Origin of the sequence: Mangrovicoccus sp. HB161399 (genome assembly GCF_013184745.1) — a bacterium.
Classification (GTDB): Bacteria; Pseudomonadota; Alphaproteobacteria; order Rhodobacterales; family Rhodobacteraceae; genus Mangrovicoccus.
On sequence record NZ_JAATVU010000055.1, the window covers coordinates 22,823 to 39,727 of the forward strand.

Annotated in this window: 17 protein-coding genes; 10 read left to right on the top strand and 7 right to left on the bottom strand. The window is 68.5% G+C overall.

Annotated elements, in window-relative coordinates; translation table 11 throughout:
- The first annotated feature begins 91 nt into the window (after positions 1-91).
- The 4 genes from HCC78_RS23420 to rpoD all read left to right on the top strand — a co-directional run bounded on the left by HCC78_RS23420 (position 92) and on the right by rpoD (position 6,276).
- Positions 92-586, top strand: a complete 495-nt coding sequence (locus HCC78_RS23420) for a hypothetical protein (protein ID WP_172331207.1) — start codon at positions 92-94, stop codon at positions 584-586.
- Between the two features lie 87 nt (positions 587-673).
- Positions 674-2,125, top strand: a complete 1,452-nt coding sequence (locus tag HCC78_RS23425) for a Glu/Leu/Phe/Val dehydrogenase (RefSeq protein ID WP_253949321.1) — start codon at positions 674-676, stop codon at positions 2,123-2,125.
- A gap of 51 nt (positions 2,126-2,176) precedes the next feature.
- On the top strand, positions 2,177-4,156 hold the full coding sequence (gene dnaG / locus HCC78_RS23430; protein WP_172331208.1) for a DNA primase: 1,980 nt from the start codon (positions 2,177-2,179) through the stop codon (positions 4,154-4,156).
- 107 nt (positions 4,157-4,263) lie between these two features.
- A complete protein-coding gene (rpoD, locus tag HCC78_RS23435; protein ID WP_172331209.1) occupies positions 4,264-6,276 on the top strand; it encodes an RNA polymerase sigma factor RpoD in 2,013 nt (670 codons plus the stop codon).
- 521 nt (positions 6,277-6,797) lie between these two features.
- Here the strand turns inward: rpoD and HCC78_RS23440 are convergent.
- Positions 6,798-7,799, bottom strand: a complete 1,002-nt coding sequence (locus tag HCC78_RS23440; protein ID WP_172331210.1) for a hypothetical protein — start codon at positions 7,797-7,799, stop codon at positions 6,798-6,800.
- Between the two features lie 18 nt (positions 7,800-7,817).
- The gene (locus tag HCC78_RS23445; RefSeq protein WP_172331211.1) at positions 7,818-8,021 is read right to left on the bottom strand and encodes a hypothetical protein; all 204 of its coding nucleotides are present in this window, start codon (positions 8,019-8,021) and stop codon (positions 7,818-7,820) included.
- 423 nt (positions 8,022-8,444) lie between these two features.
- Here HCC78_RS23445 and HCC78_RS23450 point away from each other — a divergent pair, with 423 nt between their 5' ends.
- The 4 genes from HCC78_RS23450 (at position 8,445) to ribD (ending at position 11,082) form a co-directional block, all read left to right on the top strand.
- Positions 8,445-8,861 (top strand): secondary thiamine-phosphate synthase enzyme YjbQ, encoded by a 417-nt coding sequence (locus HCC78_RS23450; RefSeq protein ID WP_172331212.1) that lies wholly within the window; start codon positions 8,445-8,447, stop codon positions 8,859-8,861.
- A gap of 97 nt (positions 8,862-8,958) precedes the next feature.
- Entirely contained in the window at positions 8,959-9,390 is a 432-nt protein-coding gene (locus HCC78_RS23455) for a hypothetical protein (RefSeq protein ID WP_172331213.1), read from the top strand.
- A 117-nt stretch (positions 9,391-9,507) separates the two neighbouring features.
- Positions 9,508-9,978, top strand: coding sequence for a transcriptional regulator NrdR (gene nrdR / locus HCC78_RS23460; RefSeq protein WP_138464976.1), 471 nt, complete (start codon positions 9,508-9,510; stop codon positions 9,976-9,978).
- Between the two features lie 3 nt (positions 9,979-9,981).
- Positions 9,982-11,082, top strand: coding sequence for a bifunctional diaminohydroxyphosphoribosylaminopyrimidine deaminase/5-amino-6-(5-phosphoribosylamino)uracil reductase RibD (ribD, locus tag HCC78_RS23465; RefSeq protein WP_172331214.1), 1,101 nt, complete (start codon positions 9,982-9,984; stop codon positions 11,080-11,082).
- A gap of 21 nt (positions 11,083-11,103) precedes the next feature.
- Here ribD and HCC78_RS23470 read toward each other — a convergent pair whose 3' ends face one another.
- The 3 genes from HCC78_RS23470 to HCC78_RS23480 form a co-directional block, all read right to left on the bottom strand.
- Positions 11,104-11,835 carry a transporter substrate-binding domain-containing protein gene (locus HCC78_RS23470; RefSeq protein ID WP_172331215.1) on the bottom strand — a complete coding sequence of 244 codons (732 nt, stop codon included), beginning with the start codon at positions 11,833-11,835 and terminating at the stop codon, positions 11,104-11,106.
- A gap of 194 nt (positions 11,836-12,029) precedes the next feature.
- Positions 12,030-13,067 carry a methyltransferase domain-containing protein gene (locus HCC78_RS23475; RefSeq protein WP_172331216.1) on the bottom strand — a complete coding sequence of 346 codons (1,038 nt, stop codon included), beginning with the start codon at positions 13,065-13,067 and terminating at the stop codon, positions 12,030-12,032.
- 10 nt (positions 13,068-13,077) lie between these two features.
- Positions 13,078-13,689 (bottom strand): flavin reductase, encoded by a 612-nt coding sequence (locus HCC78_RS23480; RefSeq protein ID WP_172331217.1) that lies wholly within the window; start codon positions 13,687-13,689, stop codon positions 13,078-13,080.
- A 79-nt stretch (positions 13,690-13,768) separates the two neighbouring features.
- Between HCC78_RS23480 and HCC78_RS23485 the strand changes: the two genes are divergently transcribed.
- The gene (locus HCC78_RS23485; RefSeq protein ID WP_172331218.1) at positions 13,769-14,254 is read left to right on the top strand and encodes a GNAT family N-acetyltransferase; all 486 of its coding nucleotides are present in this window, start codon (positions 13,769-13,771) and stop codon (positions 14,252-14,254) included.
- Between the two features lie 7 nt (positions 14,255-14,261).
- Here HCC78_RS23485 and HCC78_RS23490 read toward each other — a convergent pair whose 3' ends face one another.
- Positions 14,262-15,074, bottom strand: coding sequence for a TIM barrel protein (locus tag HCC78_RS23490; RefSeq protein ID WP_172331219.1), 813 nt, complete (start codon positions 15,072-15,074; stop codon positions 14,262-14,264).
- Positions 15,075-15,078: 4 nt separating this feature from the next.
- Positions 15,079-16,314 carry an alpha-D-ribose 1-methylphosphonate 5-triphosphate diphosphatase gene (locus HCC78_RS23495; protein WP_371743917.1) on the bottom strand — a complete coding sequence of 412 codons (1,236 nt, stop codon included), beginning with the start codon at positions 16,312-16,314 and terminating at the stop codon, positions 15,079-15,081.
- Positions 16,315-16,552: 238 nt separating this feature from the next.
- On the opposite strand from HCC78_RS23495, the gene HCC78_RS34505 reads away from it, so the two are divergent.
- Complete coding sequence (locus HCC78_RS34505; RefSeq protein ID WP_256368330.1) at positions 16,553-16,681, top strand: hypothetical protein; 129 nt, start codon at positions 16,553-16,555, stop codon at positions 16,679-16,681.
- The last annotated feature ends 224 nt before the right edge of the window (positions 16,682-16,905 follow it).

Here is a 16,905-nt window from a genome sequence, read left to right on the forward strand (position 1 = left end):
CCGCTTTGCCCCGGGCGCGGCGCACGGAAATGCGGAAAGGAAGCGGAATGACGCGATATCAGGCCCTTGAGGGGGAAGGCAGGAACCGCGGATGAGCACCGACCCGCTGCTGCAGCTTTATCCCTCAAAGACGCGCATAATTTTAACGGTCCTCGTCCTGGCGGGGATCGCCGCGATCGGCCTCTGGCTGGCGGCGGGCGGCGCGGAACTGTCTGCGGGCGAGCGCGCCATGCTGGCGGCGCTGTCCCTGGCGGCGGTCGCGGGCGCGCATTCGGTCTGGAAGAGCGCTTCGGCAGGGCTCGCGCTGCATCGCGACCGGATCGCGGAGACCGGCGGCGCCACGGTGCTGTGGCTGGCCGATGCCGTCCGGCTGGAACGCGGCGTCTTCGCCTTCAAGCCTGCCAACGGCGTGGTCGTGACCCTGCGCCGCCGCGGCAGCCTGCGCTGGGTGCCGGGACTCTGGTGGCGGACGGGCGCGCGCGTCGGCATCGGCGGAATGACCCCCAAGGCCCAGACCAAGGCCTTTGCCGACCTCCTGGAACAGCTCCTTGCCGAGGCCGCGGCGGAATCCGGCAAAAACAGTTAGCGTTACCTTCACCGATTTCGGAAAATCCTCCCGTGGGCCGGAAGGGCGCCTCTGAGTCGCGTCCCGCCGTGCCCGGGAGGAGACTGCATGAACGTTCCGATGACCGGACAGACGATGGCGGCGGAGCCGAGCTTCCGCCATTCCGTCGACATGATGTTCAACCATGCCGTGGGACTGATGGACCTGCCCACGGGGCTGAAGGAGAAGATACGGGTCTGCAACGCGACCTACACGGTGCGCTTCGGGGTCCGGCTGCGCGGCCAGATCCAGACCTTCACCGGCTACCGCGCCATCCATTCGGAGCATATGGAGCCCGTCAAGGGCGGCATCCGCTACGCGATGGGCGTGAACCAGGACGAGGTGGAGGCGCTGGCCGCGCTGATGACCTACAAATGCGCGCTGGTGGAGGCGCCGTTCGGCGGCTCCAAGGGCGGGCTGCGGATCGATCCGCGGCACTACGAGGAGCACGAGCTGGAGGCGATCACCCGGCGCTTCGCCTACGAGCTGATCAAGCGCGACCTGATCCATCCCAGCCAGAACGTGCCCGCCCCCGACATGGGCACGGGCGAGCGCGAGATGGCCTGGATCGCCGACCAGTACGCCCGCATCCACACCACCGACATCAATGCCCGCGCCTGCGTGACCGGCAAGCCGCTGAACGCCGGCGGGATCCATGGCCGGGTCGAGGCGACCGGCCGCGGCGTGCAATATGCGCTGCGCGAATTCTTCCGCCATCCCGAGGACATGGCGGCGGCGCGCCTGACGGGCAAGCTCGACGGCAAGCGGGTGATCGTGCAGGGGCTGGGCAATGTCGGCTTCCACGCGGCGAAATTCCTGTCGGAGGAGGACGGCGCCAAGATCGTCGGCGTGATCGAGCATGACGGCGGGGTGATCGACCCGTCGGGGATCGACATCGAGTCGCTGCGCGGCTGGATCACCGACAATGGCGGGGTGAAGGACTATCCCCATGCCCAGGTGATTCCGGAAGGCGCGCTGCTGCTGGAGGAGGAATGCGACATCCTCATCCCTGCCGCGCTGGAAGGCACCATAAACCTGGGCAATGCCGAACGGATCCGGGCGCCGCTGATCATCGAGGCGGCGAACGGCCCGATCACCGCAGGCGCCGACGAGGTCCTGCGCCGCCAGGGCACCGTCATCATCCCAGACCTCTATGCCAATGCCGGCGGCGTCACGGTCAGCTATTTCGAATGGGTCAAGAATCTCAGCCATATCCGCTTCGGCCGGATGCAGCGCCGCCAGGAGGAGGCGCGCCACCAGCTGGTCGTCGACGAGCTGGAGCGGATCGTCGAGACGATGGGCAACGGCACGACCCTGTCGGACAGCTTCAAGCTGAAATACCTCAAGGGGGCCGACGAGCTGGAGCTGGTGCGCTCCGGCCTCGACGACACGATGCGCGTCGCCTACCAGTCGATGAGCGATCTCTGGCACCGCCGCGCGGACGTGCCCGACATGCGCATCGCCGCCTATATCGTCGCGATCGAGCGCGTGGCGAACGGCTACCGCGCGAAGGGGCTCTGAACGCACCGGGGCATCTGGCGTCCGGCACGGGCTTGGGCCATAGTGCCGGGCATGAGTCTTCCTCCCGGTTTCCTCGATGAGCTGCGCACCCGCGTGAGCCTGGCCCATGTGGTCGGCCGCAAGGTCATGTGGGACAACCGAAAGTCGAACCAGGGCAAGGGCGACATGTGGGCGCCCTGTCCCTTCCACCAGGAAAAATCCGCGTCATTCCATGTGGATGACCGGAAGGGGTTCTATTACTGTTTCGGCTGCCACGCCAAGGGCGACGCGATCAGCTTCGTCAAGGACACCGAGAATGTCGGCTTCATGGAGGCGGTGGAAATCCTCGCCCGCGAGGCCGGCATGCCGATGCCCGCGCGCGATCCGCAGGCGCAGAAGCGCGCCGACCGCCGCACCGAGCTGGCCGAGGTCATGGAGCAGGCGGTCCGCTGGTACCGGATGCAGCTGGGCAGCGGCGCGGCCGAGGAGGCCCGCGGATACCTGGAGCGCCGCGGGCTCGGCCGCGAGGGACAGGAACGCTTCGGCATCGGCTTCGCGCCGAACAACCGCCGCGGCCTGTTCGAGGCGCTGAAATCCAAGGGCATCGACGAGAACCTGATCATCGATGCCGGCCTGGCGGCGCGTCCCGATGATGGCGGCGCGCCCTATGACCGCTTCCGCGGCCGCATCATGTTCCCGATCCGCGACGCGCGCGGGCGCTGCATCGCCTTCGGCGGCCGGTCGATGGATCCGGAGGCGCGGGCGAAGTACCTGAACTCGCCCGAGACCGAGCTCTTCGACAAGGGCCGCAACCTCTACAACCACGGCCCCGCCCGCGAGGCCGCGGGGAAGGGCGCGCCGCTGGTCGTGGCCGAGGGCTACATGGACGTCATCGCGCTGGTCCAGGCGGGCTTCGGCGGGGCGGTGGCGCCGCTCGGCACGGCGGTGACCGAGGACCAGCTGCAGCTGATGTGGCGGATTTCGCCCGAGCCGGTGATCGCGCTCGACGGCGACAAGGCAGGGCTGCGCGCGGCGATGCGGGTGATCGACATCGCCCTGCCGCTGCTGTCCGCGGGGCGGTCGCTGCGCTTCGCGCTGATGCCCGCGGGCAAGGATCCGGACGACCTGATCAAGGCCGAGGGTCCGCAGGCGATGCAGGGGGTGCTCGACAAGGCCAAGCCGCTGGTCGACCTGCTGTGGCAGCGCGAGACCGAGGGCCAGGATTTCGACAGCCCGGAACGCAAGGCGGCGCTGGACCACCGGCTGCGCGAGCTGATCGGCCGTATCCAGGATCCGTCGCTGCGGCAGCATTACGGCCAGGCGATCAAGGACCTGCGCTGGAACCTGTTCCGTCCCGGCCGCAGCCAGCCGCGCCCCGGCGCCGCGTCGGGACGCGGCGGCTTCGCGCCCGGCCGCCGGGCCCTGCCGGTCCAGCCGCGCCCGGAAACCTGCGCCACGCCCCTGGCGCGCGACCCCGACAACCGCGCCGGCGAGCGCATCCGCGAGATGTCGATCCTGGCGGCCTGCCTGCTCGATCCGCGGGTGATCGCGACCTTCGAATCCGACCTCGACGGGCTGCAGATGCTGGAGACCGAGCATGGCCGCCTGCTGCAGGCGATCCTGGCCCGTGCGGCAGAGTCGCAGTCGGCGGATTTTCTCGAGGCGATCCGCGAGGAAGCGGGTCACAAGACCGTTGACAGTGTCCTTGTCAGCCCCCATGTGCGCGTCACCCCCGTGTTCAAGCATCGCGGAAATCTGGAAGTCGCGGTATCGACGCTGGCCGAGTCCCTTGCAAAGCTCCAGTCGGAGCGCGGGTTGCGCCTGGAGATCGAAGAAGCCGCCGAAGAGATCGGACAGGGGCAGAACGAATACGTCACCTACCGGCTCGCCCAGGCCGCGGAGGCCCGCAACCGTGCGGAGCGTGCGCACATGGAGAAGGACAGCGCCTTTGACATTGCAGAAAACGGCGCGCGGCTCGACCGGGACGAGAGGGATGCATTCAGGCGGCTGCTGGACCAGCTGCCATTCGGAGAATCGGGCAAGCAGTCGTGATTCGATTCGCATTCCGTGACGAATCACTCATAATTGCTCGCTAGACAGTGACAGAATCAGCGACGGGCACTAGGTGAGTCGCCCGGGACCCCGCGAAGGAGCTGCAAATGGCCGCCAAGGACACCGACGATCACAAGCAGAATGACAACGACAACGAGCCCATGCTCGACATGAGCCAGGCCGCCGTCAAGAAGATGATCGCGGATGCCCGGGAGAAGGGCTTCATCACCTACGACCAGCTCAACCAGGTCCTGCCGCCGGACCAGGTCTCCTCCGAGCAGATCGAGGACGTGATGTCGATGCTCTCGGAAATGGGCATCAACATCATCGAGGACGAGGAAGCCGAGGAGGGCGACGGCACTCCGGCCGCCTCGACCGCGGTGATCACCAAGAACGAGTCGCGCGACGTCGCAATCGGCGGCAGCGAGACCGAGAAGCTCGACCGCACCGATGACCCGGTGCGCATGTACCTGCGCGAGATGGGGTCGGTCGAACTGCTGAGCCGCGAGGGCGAGATCGCCATCGCCAAGCGGATCGAGGCCGGGCGCAACACGATGATCGCCGGGCTCTGCGAAAGCCCGCTGACCTTCCAGGCCATCACCATCTGGCGGGACGAACTCCTGTCCGAGGACATTCTCCTGCGCGACGTGATCGACCTCGAGGCCACCTTCGGCCGCGGCGTCGGCGAGGAGGGCGAGGAAGAGAGCACGCCGGTCGTCGAAGGGCTCAGCGTGGTCGCCGACAATGACGGCGCGAAAAAGGAAGAGCGCGGCGAGGCCCAGCCGGAATACGACGCCGACGGCAATCCGATCTCGCGCGAAGACGACGAGGACGACGAGGACCAGGCCAACATGTCGCTCGCGGCGATGGAGGCCGCGCTGAAGCCGCGCGTTCTGGAAACGCTGGACCGCATCGCCCGGGACTACGCGACGCTGTCCGACATGCAGGACATGCGGATCTCGGCCACGCTGAACGAGGACGAGAGCTTCTCGAAGGAAGACGAGGACGAATACCAGCTGCTGCGCAGCGAGATCGTCCTCCTGGTGAACGAGCTGCACCTGCATTCCGGCCGGATCGAGGCGCTGATCGACCAGCTCTACGGCATCAACCGCCGCGTCATGTCGATCGACAGCGCGATGGTGAAGCTTGCCGACCAGGCGCGGATCAACCGCCGCGACTTCATCGAGGCCTATCGCGGCTACGAGCTGGACCCGACCTGGATCGACCGCATGGGCGACAAGCCCGGCCGCGGCTGGCAGGCGCTGTTCGAGCGCTCGCTCGACAAGGTGGAGGAACTGCGTTCCGACATGGCCCAGGTCGGCCAGTATGTCGGCCTCGACATCAGCGAATTCCGCCGCATCGTCCAGCAGGTGCAGAAGGGCGAGAAGGAGGCCCGCCAGGCAAAGAAGGAAATGGTCGAGGCGAACCTGCGCCTCGTGATCTCCATCGCCAAGAAATACACCAACCGCGGGCTGCAGTTCCTCGACCTGATCCAGGAAGGCAACATCGGCCTGATGAAGGCGGTCGACAAGTTCGAGTACCGCCGCGGCTACAAGTTCTCGACCTATGCGACCTGGTGGATCCGGCAGGCGATCACCCGCTCGATCGCCGACCAGGCGCGGACCATCCGCATCCCGGTCCACATGATCGAGACGATCAACAAGCTGGTCCGCACCGGCCGCCAGATGCTGCACGAGATCGGCCGCGAGCCGACGCCGGAGGAACTGGCGGAAAAGCTGCAGATGCCGCTGGAGAAGGTCCGCAAGGTGATGAAGATCGCCAAGGAGCCGATCTCCCTCGAAACGCCGATCGGCGACGAGGAAGACAGCCAGCTCGGCGATTTCATCGAGGACAAGAACGCGGTCCTGCCGCTCGACTCCGCGATCCAGGAGAACCTGAAGGAGACGACGACGCGGGTCCTCGCCTCGCTCACGCCGCGCGAGGAGCGGGTGCTGCGGATGCGCTTCGGCATCGGCATGAACACCGACCACACGCTCGAAGAGGTCGGCCAGCAGTTCAGCGTGACGCGCGAGCGGATCCGCCAGATCGAGGCGAAGGCGCTGCGCAAGCTGAAGCATCCGAGCCGCTCGCGCCGCCTGCGCAGCTTCCTCGACCAGTAAGCCGGTCCTTCCGCAGCTTGCCTGCGGCCAGATCAGAGCCTGCCAGTCCTGCGGATTGGCAGGCTTTTTCGTGCCTTCTGCCGTTTTCCGGGCATGCCGTGCGAGACGGGCTCCGGCCATGCCGCTGCCCGGCCGCTGTTCTTCGGCGGGCATGGCGCAGGTCATCGCGGCGGGGACGGCCGCGGCGCGATCAGGCATGCGGGCCGCGTCGGCCATCTGTGGTCGGCCATCTGTGGTCGGCCGGTCTGGGGGGCAGTCCGGGAAGTGCCGGCGCTCGGGAGCGGCAAGCCCGCACGTTCCGGCTTGCCCGGCAAGCGCGGGCCCCGACATGCGTGCCGAACCGGGCAGGGGCCGATGCGTTGGAAAGCGGCCGGACTGGCCGGTTCCGCCTGCGCGGAAGGCCGGTCATGGTTTCCGCGGAGCAGCCAAAGCGGAAAAGCGGCCCGCAGACGGCGTCTCGTGCCATCTGCGGGCCGCAGGCCATGCAGGCAGGACAGGGCCCCGGCGGAGCCCCGTCCGGGTCAGGCGACCTGGCTTGCCTCTGCCGCTTCGAACTTCAGATGCACCAGCGTCTGGTTCAGCAGGATGTAGGCGATCTCGCCGAAGGTGGCCGGGCCGGTGAAGCTGCCGGTCTTCTTCCCTTCCATCTCGCCGTAGAGATAGTTGAGGATGCAGTTGCAGGACAGCTCCTCGCCGCCCTCGCTGCCGATCCGTGCAGCGAAGGAGGTGGCATAGTCGCCGGTCGATTTCGCCAGCTTGTATTCCACTCCGGCGATCACCGGCGCGTAGAACTGGACCCGGTGCTTGTCCGCATCCACCGACTGGAAGGACACGTTGATCATCGCCCCGGCATAGTCCGCCACCAGAGGCAGCTTGGTGTCGAGCCCCTTCGACGCGACATAGGCCGCGAAATCCACGGTCTCGCCGTTGACCTGCGCTGTTTCGGCCGAGAACCCGTCCGTGTCGAAGACGATCGTGTCGGCGGCCGGATCCTGCTGGAACAGGTTGATGATGTCGAGTTCGGCCATGGTGCCCGCCGGCAGCTCGGCATGCAGCAGCACGGCGCCCTCGTCATAGACCGCGCCGGTCAGGCCGTCGAAGATCTTGGGCGTGGTCTTGCCGATCTCGTCGAGATGGGTGCCGGTGATCCAGCCCATCAGCGGCTGGTCGAACACGCCCTCGTAGCCTGCGCCCTCGATGGCGAATTGCGCATGCGCCTTCGAGAAGGCCGGGATCAGGATCGCCGAAATGCCGTGTTCGAACCGCGCCTGGGCGAGGCCGGGCAGGGCGTCGGGCCCGTAATGGCGGATCCGGCAGCTGGTGGCGGTCTCGAATTCGGTGACGAAGACGTCCTCCTCGTCGCAGCGGCCGCCTTCGGCGGTCAGGAAATATACCGAGGTGCCGCCGATCCAGCGGCCCTTCGGCAGGTGGCGCAGCGCGGTCTCGGAGCCCGCGATCAGCAGCGTCTTGCCTGCCGCGATCGCGGCGGAGGCTTCGGCGACGGTCATCATCCGGTTCTTCATTGCAGCTCCTCCCTGCCGTCAGAGGACGGCAATGTCCTTCGAGGCGAATTGATGCTTGGCGAAATAGGCGGAGAGCTCGCCTACCGCCTTGTCGAGCGCGGAAGGCTGCGAGGACACCTCGCGGCGCAGCCGGGTTACCAGGATCTTGGTGGCCAGCGAGGCCTCGCCCAGTTCCTTGTTGCTCGTCAATGTTCGGCGGAACACCGTGGCGGTATCGCTCATTGCATGTCTCCGTTGCTGCTCCTGCTGGCGCTGCGGGCCGGCAGCGCGCCGTGGGGCACTTTCACGCGGACTCCTTGACGGAGTTTTGCCGTCCTTGCGCCGGGGCGCCGGAAAGCATGCGGCTATTGGCATGCAAAGACGCAAAAATCGACTGATATGTAGCTAAAATTTGCAAGGAAACTGCGCGATCTTTCGTTTCGGCGCCTGCCGGCCCGCCGAGGCCCTCCGGTCGGACCCGGGGCCAGCCCGGCGGATCCGGCCCAAGAGATCAAGGGGCTTGGGGCAATTCCGGACCGGCGGCGCGCTGCAAGCTCCGGCATGGCGCGCGACGCCGCATCGCAATCGCGCCCCGGCCGGGCGATGCTGGTCCGGCCGGGGCCGGGGCGGGCGCCGCGGCCGGGCCGGATGCAGGAGGACAGCCAGATGCAGACCAGTTTCACCGTCGCGACGCGCGGGCCGGGCTTCCACGAGATCACCCGCGAGGTTGCGGCCTGGGTGGCGGCGCAGGACTGCCGGGACGGGCTGCTGACGCTGCTGATCCGGCACACCTCGGCCTCCCTGCTGATCCAGGAGAACGCCGATCCGGAGGTGAAGCAGGACCTGCGCGCCTATTTCGAGCGTCTGGTGCCGCCGTCGGACCATCCCTCGATGTCCTACCTGACGCATGTCTACGAGGGGCCGGACGACATGCCCGGCCATATCAAGGCGGCGCTGCTGCCGGTCAGCCTGTCGATCCCGGTGCACGGCGGGCGGATGCAGCTGGGCACCTGGCAGGGCATCTATGTCGTGGAGCACCGGCGTGCGCCGCACCGGCGCGAAGTGGCCGCCCATCTTGGTTGAGTCCCGCGCGGTTGCGCCCTCCGAGAGTTGATCGCCGCGGTCTTGCCGCTGCGGCCAAGCTCTGACAGGTGTTGAGGTATTCAGGAGGACTCGGTCCATGCGTCTCGCCATCATTCCGGCTCTTGCCGTTCTCGCCCTTTCTGCCTGCGACATGCCCGCCAATCCCGGCGGCTCGCAGTATCTTTCGGTCAACGGCCGCCGCGTCGTGCCGCTGGACACCCCCGGCACGTTCGAGGTCATCGCCGGTCCCGGCGATGCCGGTCCGCAGTTCTTCTGCGCCGCGGCCGACTATGCCCACCGCAAGCTCGGCGCGCGCTCGACCGACCGCGTGGTGATCACCCGTTCCGCCGGGGACAGCGTCAGCTATCCGGGCACGCGCGGGGTCACCTTCACGCTGATGAGCCAGCAGGAGGCGCCGCCGACCTCGAACAGCCTGATCATGAACCCGCGCCAGCTGGGCGAGTCGGTGACCGTCGGCAACGGCCGCCACATGTGCCAGTACAGCGACCGCCAGCGCAGCTTCCGCTGAGCCGCGTGACGCCCCGCACACACTTTATGTTGGGGGCATGTTTCTGCACTACCCAAGCGCTCGGGGGTCTCCTATAGTCCCGGTGGACGATCAGCCGCACTGACCGACGGAGGCCCCATGCGCTGCCCATTCTGCGGAAACGTGGACACCCAGGTGAAGGATTCCCGCCCGGCAGAGGACCATGTCGCGATCCGCAGGCGGCGCTTCTGCCCGGAATGCGGCGGCCGGTTCACCACCTACGAGCGCGTGCAGCTGCGCGACCTCGTGGTGATCAAGTCCAACGGACGGCGCGAGGATTTCGACCGCGACAAGCTGGAGCGGTCGATCCGCATCGCCTGCCAGAAGCGCCCGATCGAACCCGACCGGATGGAAAAGATGATCTCCGGGATAGTGCGTCGGCTGGAATCGCTGGGCGAGCAGGACATCCCGTCGAAGACCATCGGCGAGATCGTGATGGAGACGCTCGCGCGGATCGACACGGTGGCCTATGTGCGTTTCGCCAGCGTCTACAAGAACTTCCAGGCGGCGGATGACTTCGACAAGTTCGTCTCCGAGCTCCGTCCCGGCGCGGTTCCGCCGGAGGCCTGATCCATGACTTCCGATCGGCGCTACATGGCGCTGGCCCTCTCGCTGGGCGCGCGGGGGCTGGGGCGGGTCTGGCCGCGCCCCTCTGTGGGCTGCGTGATCGTGAAGGACGGCCGGATCATCGGCCGCGGCTGGACGCAGGGCCAGTCCGGTCCCCATGGCGAGGCGATGGCGCTGGCCCAGGCCGGGGAGGCCGCGCGCGGCGCGACCGCCTATGTGACGCTGGAGCCCTGCGCCCATCACGGCCGCACGCCGCCCTGTTCCGAGGCGCTGGTGCGCGCGGGCGTGGCGCGGGTGGTTTCGGCGCTGGAGGACCCCGATCCGCGGGTGGCGGGCAAGGGCCATGCGATCCTGCGGGCGGCGGGCATCGCGGTCGATACCGGTCTGATGGCGGCGGAGGCGCTGGCCTCGCATGAAGGCTTCCTGAAGCGGATCGGGCAGGGCCGGCCGATGCTGACGCTGAAGCTCGCGACCAGCTTCGACGGGCGGATCGCGACGGCCTCGGGCGAGAGCCAGTGGATCACCGGGCCCGAGGCGCGGCGGCTGGTGCACCTGCAGCGCGCGACCCATGACGCGGTTCTGATCGGCGGCGGCACGGCGCGGGACGACGATCCCTCGCTGACCGTGCGCGGCCTCGGCATCGCGGAACAGCCGGTGCGCGTGGCGCTGTCGCGGCGGCTGGATCTGCCGCTGGACGGCACGCTGGCCCGCACGGCGCGCGACATCCCGGTCTGGCTGGTCCATGGCCCGGATGCGCCGGAGGCCCGCCGGGAGGCGTTCGCCGCGACCGGCGCGGTCCTGATCGAGGCAGCCCTGGGCGAGGGGCGGCAGCTGGGTCCGGCGGCGGTGATGGAGGCCCTCGGCGGGGCCGGGCTGACCCGGGTCTATTGCGAGGGCGGCGGCATGCTGGCTGCGTCCTTCCTCCAGGCCGGGCTGGCCGACCGGCTGATCGGCTTCACGGCCGGGCTGGCGCTCGGCGCCGAAGGCCGGCCGTCGCTCGGCGCTATGGAGCTGGCGCACCTGGCCGATGCGCCGCGCTTCGACCTGATCGAGTCGCGGCCGGTCGGTCCCGACGTGATGCATCTGTGGCGGCGGCGCCCGGCCTGAGCCCGGGCCCGCCGCGCAGCCTCAGAACTTGGTGGCCTTCGGCCCGAGCCAGGTGTCGATCATCGCGTTGATGGAGCCGTCCGTCCGCATCGTCTCGACCACGGCATCGACCTTCTCCTTCAGCGCCGCGTCGCTCTTGCGCACGCCGATGCCTGCGCCGCGGCCCAGCGTGACCTCGTCGCCGACGAAGACCAGCTCGCCGCCCGAGGTCTCGACCGCCTCCGTCAGGAAATTCTTGTCGGCGAAGACCGCATCCACCTGGCCGTTGCGAACCGCGGCAATGGTTTCGTCGGGCGAGGGGAATTCCACCAGCACGGCCTCCGAGGCCGCGATGTAGCCGGCATGGGTGGTGGAGGTCTGCGCGGCCACCTTGCCGGTCATCACGCCGGCGCCGGCACCGGCCAGCGCGGCAAAGGCCGACGGGTCGGCGGGCAGGTAGTTGCGGGTGAAGTCGATGGCCTTCTCGCGCTCCTCGGTGATGCTCATGCTGGCGATGATCAGGTCGTAATTGCCGCTGGCCAGGTTGGGGATCATCGAATCCCAGTCGTTGACGACCCAGACGCAGTCGGCCTCGAGCCGCTTGCACAGCTCGTCGCCGAATTCCTTTTCCAGCCCGTCGAGCTCTCCGGCCTCGTTGATGAAGTTGAAGGGCGGATAGGCGCCCTCGGTGCCGATGCGCAGGGGATCCGCCATGGCGCCTGTCCCGGGAAGGGCGGCAAGGGCGAGGGCGGCAAGAAGAATCGCGGTTTTCATGAAGATACCTTGGCCAGATCAATTGCCCCGAGATTACGCTGGGTCATCCATGATCTGTCAACCGCCGCTGCGGGGTTTCCGTCCCGGCGCGGGACGGGCGGCCGCGCCGGAATGGCGGGGCGGCATGCATGGGTCCCGTGGAACTGCCGCCGCTGCAGGCCGGGCACAGCGTGCCCGGCGCGCAGGCTGCGCGTTCAGCAGCAGGAGGCCGCCGCGTCCGGGGCGGCGGCGTTGAACGGGCTGTTGCCGCCGCAGCCTTCGAAGATCCCGTAATGGGTGGAGAAATCGCCGATGAACGTGAAATGCTCCGCAAAGCGCGTCTCGGCCAGCATTTTCCAGGTGTTGCCGCAGACCGGGAAGACCTTGCCCGCCTGGATCTCGTGATGGTCGTCGAGAGCGAAGGCATGCGGGCTGTCGGGGATGGTGCCCTTGTAGATCACCGCCTGGCCGTAATCCTCGCAATCGGGTTCCAGGTCGAGCTTGAACAGCCGGTAGGTTGCCGACAGGAACCGGTGCGGGCCCAGCTTCTCCGCCAGTGCCGGGTTGCCGATCGCCAGCGGGCGGCTTTCGACCATGCGCGGATCGGGGAAGCCTGCCTCGCGGGCCAGCCGCAGGAAGTCGTTCCAGTAGAGCGCGCCGGAAAGGCATTCGCCGTAGAGCACCGGGTCCTCGGCCAGCGCCTGCGGTATGCGCCGCTCGGAATAGACGTCGGAGAAATACATCTCGCCGCCCGGCTTCAGCAGGCGGTGGGCACCCTCCAGCACGGCGGCCTTGTCGGTGGCGAGGTTCACCACGCAGTTCGAGACGATGATGTCGAAGCTGCCCGGCTCCAGCGGCAGCTCGCCCAGCTTCTCGATATAGCCCTCGTGGAAGGCGGTGTTGGCGAAGCCGAACCGCTCCGCGTGCCAGTCCCGGTGCGCCCGGGCGACGGCCAGCTGCTCGGCCGTCATGTCGACGCCGACGACCTCGCCCGCAGCGCCGACCATCTGGGCCAGCGCATAGACGTCGCGCCCCGCGCCGCAGCCAAGGTCGAGCACGCGCATGCCCTCCAGCACATGCGGCATGACCAGCCCGCAGCCGTAGTAGCGCGCCATCACCTCGTCATGGACATTGGCCAGCGCCCGCTTGACCCGTTCGGGCATCTCCGCCGGGGTGCAGCAGGCGTCGGTCTGAAGGTCTTCGCTGCCCTGCAGCGTCTTGCCGTAATAGTCCTGGATGGCTTCGTGTTTCATCCCGCTCTCCTCAGCGTGCGTCGTCGGGGCGTTTCAGGGTGAAGGGCGACTGCACGATGGCATAGTCGCGGTAGCCCAGCCGCGACAGCAGCCCGGCCCCGGCGGCATCGAACATGCCGTCGGCCAGCGCGTCGTCGCGGATATGGATGCCGACCACCTCGCCGATGACCATCGTGTTCGACGGTCCGGCCAGCGGCACGATCTGGGCCAGGCGGCATTCGAGATTGGCCGGCGCCTCCGCCACGCGCGGGCAGTCGATCATCTCGCACGGGGTCTCGGCCAGCCCGGCATGGGCGAATTCGCTTTCCTCCTTCGGAAGTCCGGCGGAAGAGGCGTTCATCGCGTCGCGCAGGGCGTAGCTGACGATGTTGACGCAGAACACGCCGGTCTCGCGGATATGCGACACGCTGTCCTTGGTGTTGTCCCGGTCGGGCTTGGCCCCGGTGGAGGAAAACATCACCTGCGGCGGGACATAGGCCACCGCGTTGAAGAAGGAATAGGGCGCGAGGTTCGTCCGCCCGTCTGCGCCCTTCGTGGAAATCCAGCCGATCGGGCGCGGGGACACCAGCGCGTTGAACGGGTTGTGGGGCAGGCCGTGCCCGTCTTTCGGTTGGTAAAACACTGTGCTACTCCGGGGTCTTCCGTCGCGTTCCTGTCCTGTGATAGGGCGCGGGCCAGCGACAGGAAAGAGGTGCTGCACGGTGTTTCAGATCGAGCCCGAGACTTCACAGGACAGTTACGAGGTCGAATGGCTCTATGACACCTGCTTCGCGCCGGGTCGCGAGGCGCTGTCCTCCTACCGCCTGCGCGAGGGCGTGCCGCGCGTGGCCGAGCTCTGCCTGGTTGCGCGCGACGAAAACGACATCGTTGCCGGGGCGATCCGCTACTGGCCGGTGCTGGTCGGCGGCACGCGGGCGCTGCTGCTGGGGCCGGTCGCGGTGCACCCGACGCGGCAGGGCGAGGGGCTGGGCGCGCTGCTGATGAACGAGAGCCTGCACCGCGCGCGCGAGCTCGGCTGGCACCGGGTGATGCTGGTCGGCGACGAGCCGTATTACCGCCGCTTCGGCTTTTCCAAGCTCGAGGGCGTCGAGATGCCGCCGCCCACCAACCCGGACCGGGTCCTGGGCATCGCCCTGCAGGACGGCGCCTGGCTGGGCGTCGCGGGCGAGGTCACGCGCTTCCTCTGAGCCCGGCCTATTCCGCCAGTCCCTGTGCCGCGAGCCAGGCGAAGCCGCGCGGGATCTGCGACTTGTCGCGCAGCTCCAGAACGGCATGCGGGGCGGAGGGCGCATCGGCGATGGCGGCAAAGACGGCGGGCCAGGCGATCTCTCCGTCGCCGGGCGGCCAGTGGCGGTCGGCATGGCCGTCGAGATCCTGCAGATGCACATGGGCCAGCATCGCCCCCGCATCGCGGATGAAGTAATCCGCCGGCGGCGCGCCCGACATGCGCCGCGCCAGATGGGCATGGCCGGTATCGACCGAGAGCCTCACGGCGGGCGAGGCGAAGCTTTCGGCCAGCGCGCGCCGGGACGCCGGATCGACATCCTCGATATTCTCCAGCACCAGCGTCACCCCGGCCTCCTCCGCGCGCCGGACCACCGGGTCCAGTACTGCATGGATGCATTCGGCCTTGGCTTCGGCATAGCGCGGGCGCAGATGCAGGTTGTTGCGGTACCAGGCGTCATAGGGCGAATGCAGCACCATCTGGCTGCCGCCCACCGCCTCGCAGGCGGCGACGGCATCGAGGAAGCGCGCGGTGATCAGCGGGCGCAGCTCGGGGTCGGGATTGGCGATGTCGAGCCCCTCGAACGGCCCGTGGATGCCGCGCCGCCCGCGATGGCCGTCGAGCAGCGGACGGATCTGCGCGGCGGTTTCCTTCCAGTCGCGCAGCGCGGCATGGCCGCGGAAGTCCTGCAGCTCCAGGTCGCGCCCGCCGTCGAACAGCCAGTCCCGGTGGGCCGCGATTTCGCGCGCCGCCAGCGCCGCGCCGATGCGGATTGCGGGCACCGGATCAGCCGCGGGCTTCGGACAGGTAGGCGGTGCGGCCGCCGGCGATGGTGCGCCGGATCGCGGGGGCGCCCCCTTCGGGCCAGTCGATCAGCACGAGGTCGGCGCGCTTGCCCGGCGCGATCGTGCCGCGGTCGGCTAGTCCCATGGCGCGGGCCGGACCTTCCGAGACCAGGCGCCACAGGTCCGCGCGGCCGGCGCGCTTCTCGGCATCGAGCTTTGCCACCGCAGCCAGCATAGCCGGATAGGAATAGTCCGAGGCCAGCGCGTCGCAGAGTCCGGCCTCCACCATGTCGCCCGCCGCCAGAGAGCCCAGATGGCTGCTGCCGCGCATCGCGTTCGGCGCGCCGAAGACGATCAGGTCGCCTTCGCGCCGCGCCGCCTCGGCCACGGAGAGGTTCATCGGGAATTCCGCGATCCGGCTGCCGAACTGGCGGAAGAAGCGCCGCCCGGCGATCTGGCTGTCGTCATGGCTGAGCATCGGCGCGCGCACCGAGCGTCCGGCGGCGGCGACCCGGCGGATCATCGCCAGCGCCTCGTCGCGGCGGTCCCATATCTGGCGCAGGCGGTAGAGATACTCGCCCGTCGGGATGCCCGCCCGCCGCGCGCTGCCCGCGACCCGCTCCGCCAGCCGCGGGTCGTCGAAATGCGCCGGGCGGAAATCCGGGCCGTGCTCGAAGGCGCGCTCCTGCAGCGGCTGGTCGAAATCGCGCAGCATCATCGAGGTATGGTCGTTGAAGGCGATGGAGGGCAGCAGCCCTCCGGTCAGCGCCCGCTCGATCACCGGCACCGCCTCGAAGGCGAAGGTCTCCCAGCGCAGCTGCACCCGGTTTTCCACCGAGAGCCGCGGCTGCGCGGCATCCAGCGCCTCGAGGAAGGCCGCCCCCTGCGCGGCGGAGCGCAGGCCGGGCTCCCAGCTCAGCGACAGGGCGTGATACGCGGTGGCGATCCCGTTCGCGGCCAGCTGCCGGTCGGTTTCGAGGATCGCGGGCTCCAGCGGGAAGAGCACGCCGGGGCGCGGCATCACCTGGCGCTCGAAGGCGTCGCCGTGCAGGTCGACCATCGCCGGGGCGAGGACCAGGCCGCGGCCGTCGATCTCGCGCTCGGCGCCGCCGGAACTGCCGACCGAGACGATCCTGCCCTCCGCGATCGCCACATCGGTCTCGGCGAGCCCGTCGGGCAGAATGACGGTGGCGCCACGGATGGCGGTGGTCATGGCGGAGGAAGAGAGGTCTTTCACGTGCGGACTCCTGCACCGGGTAACGGACGCTGCCATGTTAGCGGTAAAGGAGCCGCGGGTCTTCCCGCGCGGCGCCCGGAAAGGGGCGGCAATTGCGCACCTCGACGGAACGTGATCCGTCGTCGGGTCAATCTCGGCGGGCTGATTGCAGGGGAAACGCGTGAGCCAGCCCCTTTGAAGTGGTCCACCCACGATGCGTGAAGTCCGGTTGGTTTTCGGTGGACAGGAGGACTGCGGAATGGCTGGACAGCGTGAGAAGCCGGAAGACATTGTCACCAAACTGCGCCAGGCCGAGGTGCTGCATGGCCAGGGCCTGTCGATGGCCGATGCGGTGCGCCAGATCGGGCTATTGCCGCACACGTTCTGAGGTGGTCCCTATTTCCCGGACAGTTTCTCGGCGACGCTAAGCTTGCCTGTTGATCATGCCGCCGCCTTCATGCCGGGGCCCTCGTGGGCCTCGACGGGTGTCCGTCCTCCGAGCGCCGAATGCGGACGCTGGGTGTTGCAGAGTGAGGCGTCGAACGCGATCCGTCCGAGAGAGATGCCGAACGATCCACCTGCCGATCCCCGTGCGGGCTTCGGACCCGGTCT

Coding starts and splice junctions, on each gene's coding strand:
- HCC78_RS23420 (WP_172331207.1), top strand. CDS start 92: ATGAGCACCGACCCGCTGCTGCAGCTTTATCCCTCAAAGACGCGCATA.
- HCC78_RS23425 (WP_253949321.1), top strand. CDS start 674: ATGAACGTTCCGATGACCGGACAGACGATGGCGGCGGAGCCGAGCTTC.
- dnaG (WP_172331208.1), top strand. CDS start 2,177: ATGAGTCTTCCTCCCGGTTTCCTCGATGAGCTGCGCACCCGCGTGAGC.
- rpoD (WP_172331209.1), top strand. CDS start 4,264: ATGGCCGCCAAGGACACCGACGATCACAAGCAGAATGACAACGACAAC.
- HCC78_RS23440 (WP_172331210.1), bottom strand. CDS start 7,799: ATGAAGAACCGGATGATGACCGTCGCCGAAGCCTCCGCCGCGATCGCG.
- HCC78_RS23445 (WP_172331211.1), bottom strand. CDS start 8,021: ATGAGCGATACCGCCACGGTGTTCCGCCGAACATTGACGAGCAACAAG.
- HCC78_RS23450 (WP_172331212.1), top strand. CDS start 8,445: ATGCAGACCAGTTTCACCGTCGCGACGCGCGGGCCGGGCTTCCACGAG.
- HCC78_RS23455 (WP_172331213.1), top strand. CDS start 8,959: ATGCGTCTCGCCATCATTCCGGCTCTTGCCGTTCTCGCCCTTTCTGCC.
- nrdR (WP_138464976.1), top strand. CDS start 9,508: ATGCGCTGCCCATTCTGCGGAAACGTGGACACCCAGGTGAAGGATTCC.
- ribD (WP_172331214.1), top strand. CDS start 9,982: ATGACTTCCGATCGGCGCTACATGGCGCTGGCCCTCTCGCTGGGCGCG.
- HCC78_RS23470 (WP_172331215.1), bottom strand. CDS start 11,835: ATGAAAACCGCGATTCTTCTTGCCGCCCTCGCCCTTGCCGCCCTTCCC.
- HCC78_RS23475 (WP_172331216.1), bottom strand. CDS start 13,067: ATGAAACACGAAGCCATCCAGGACTATTACGGCAAGACGCTGCAGGGC.
- HCC78_RS34505 (WP_256368330.1), top strand. CDS start 16,553: ATGGCTGGACAGCGTGAGAAGCCGGAAGACATTGTCACCAAACTGCGC.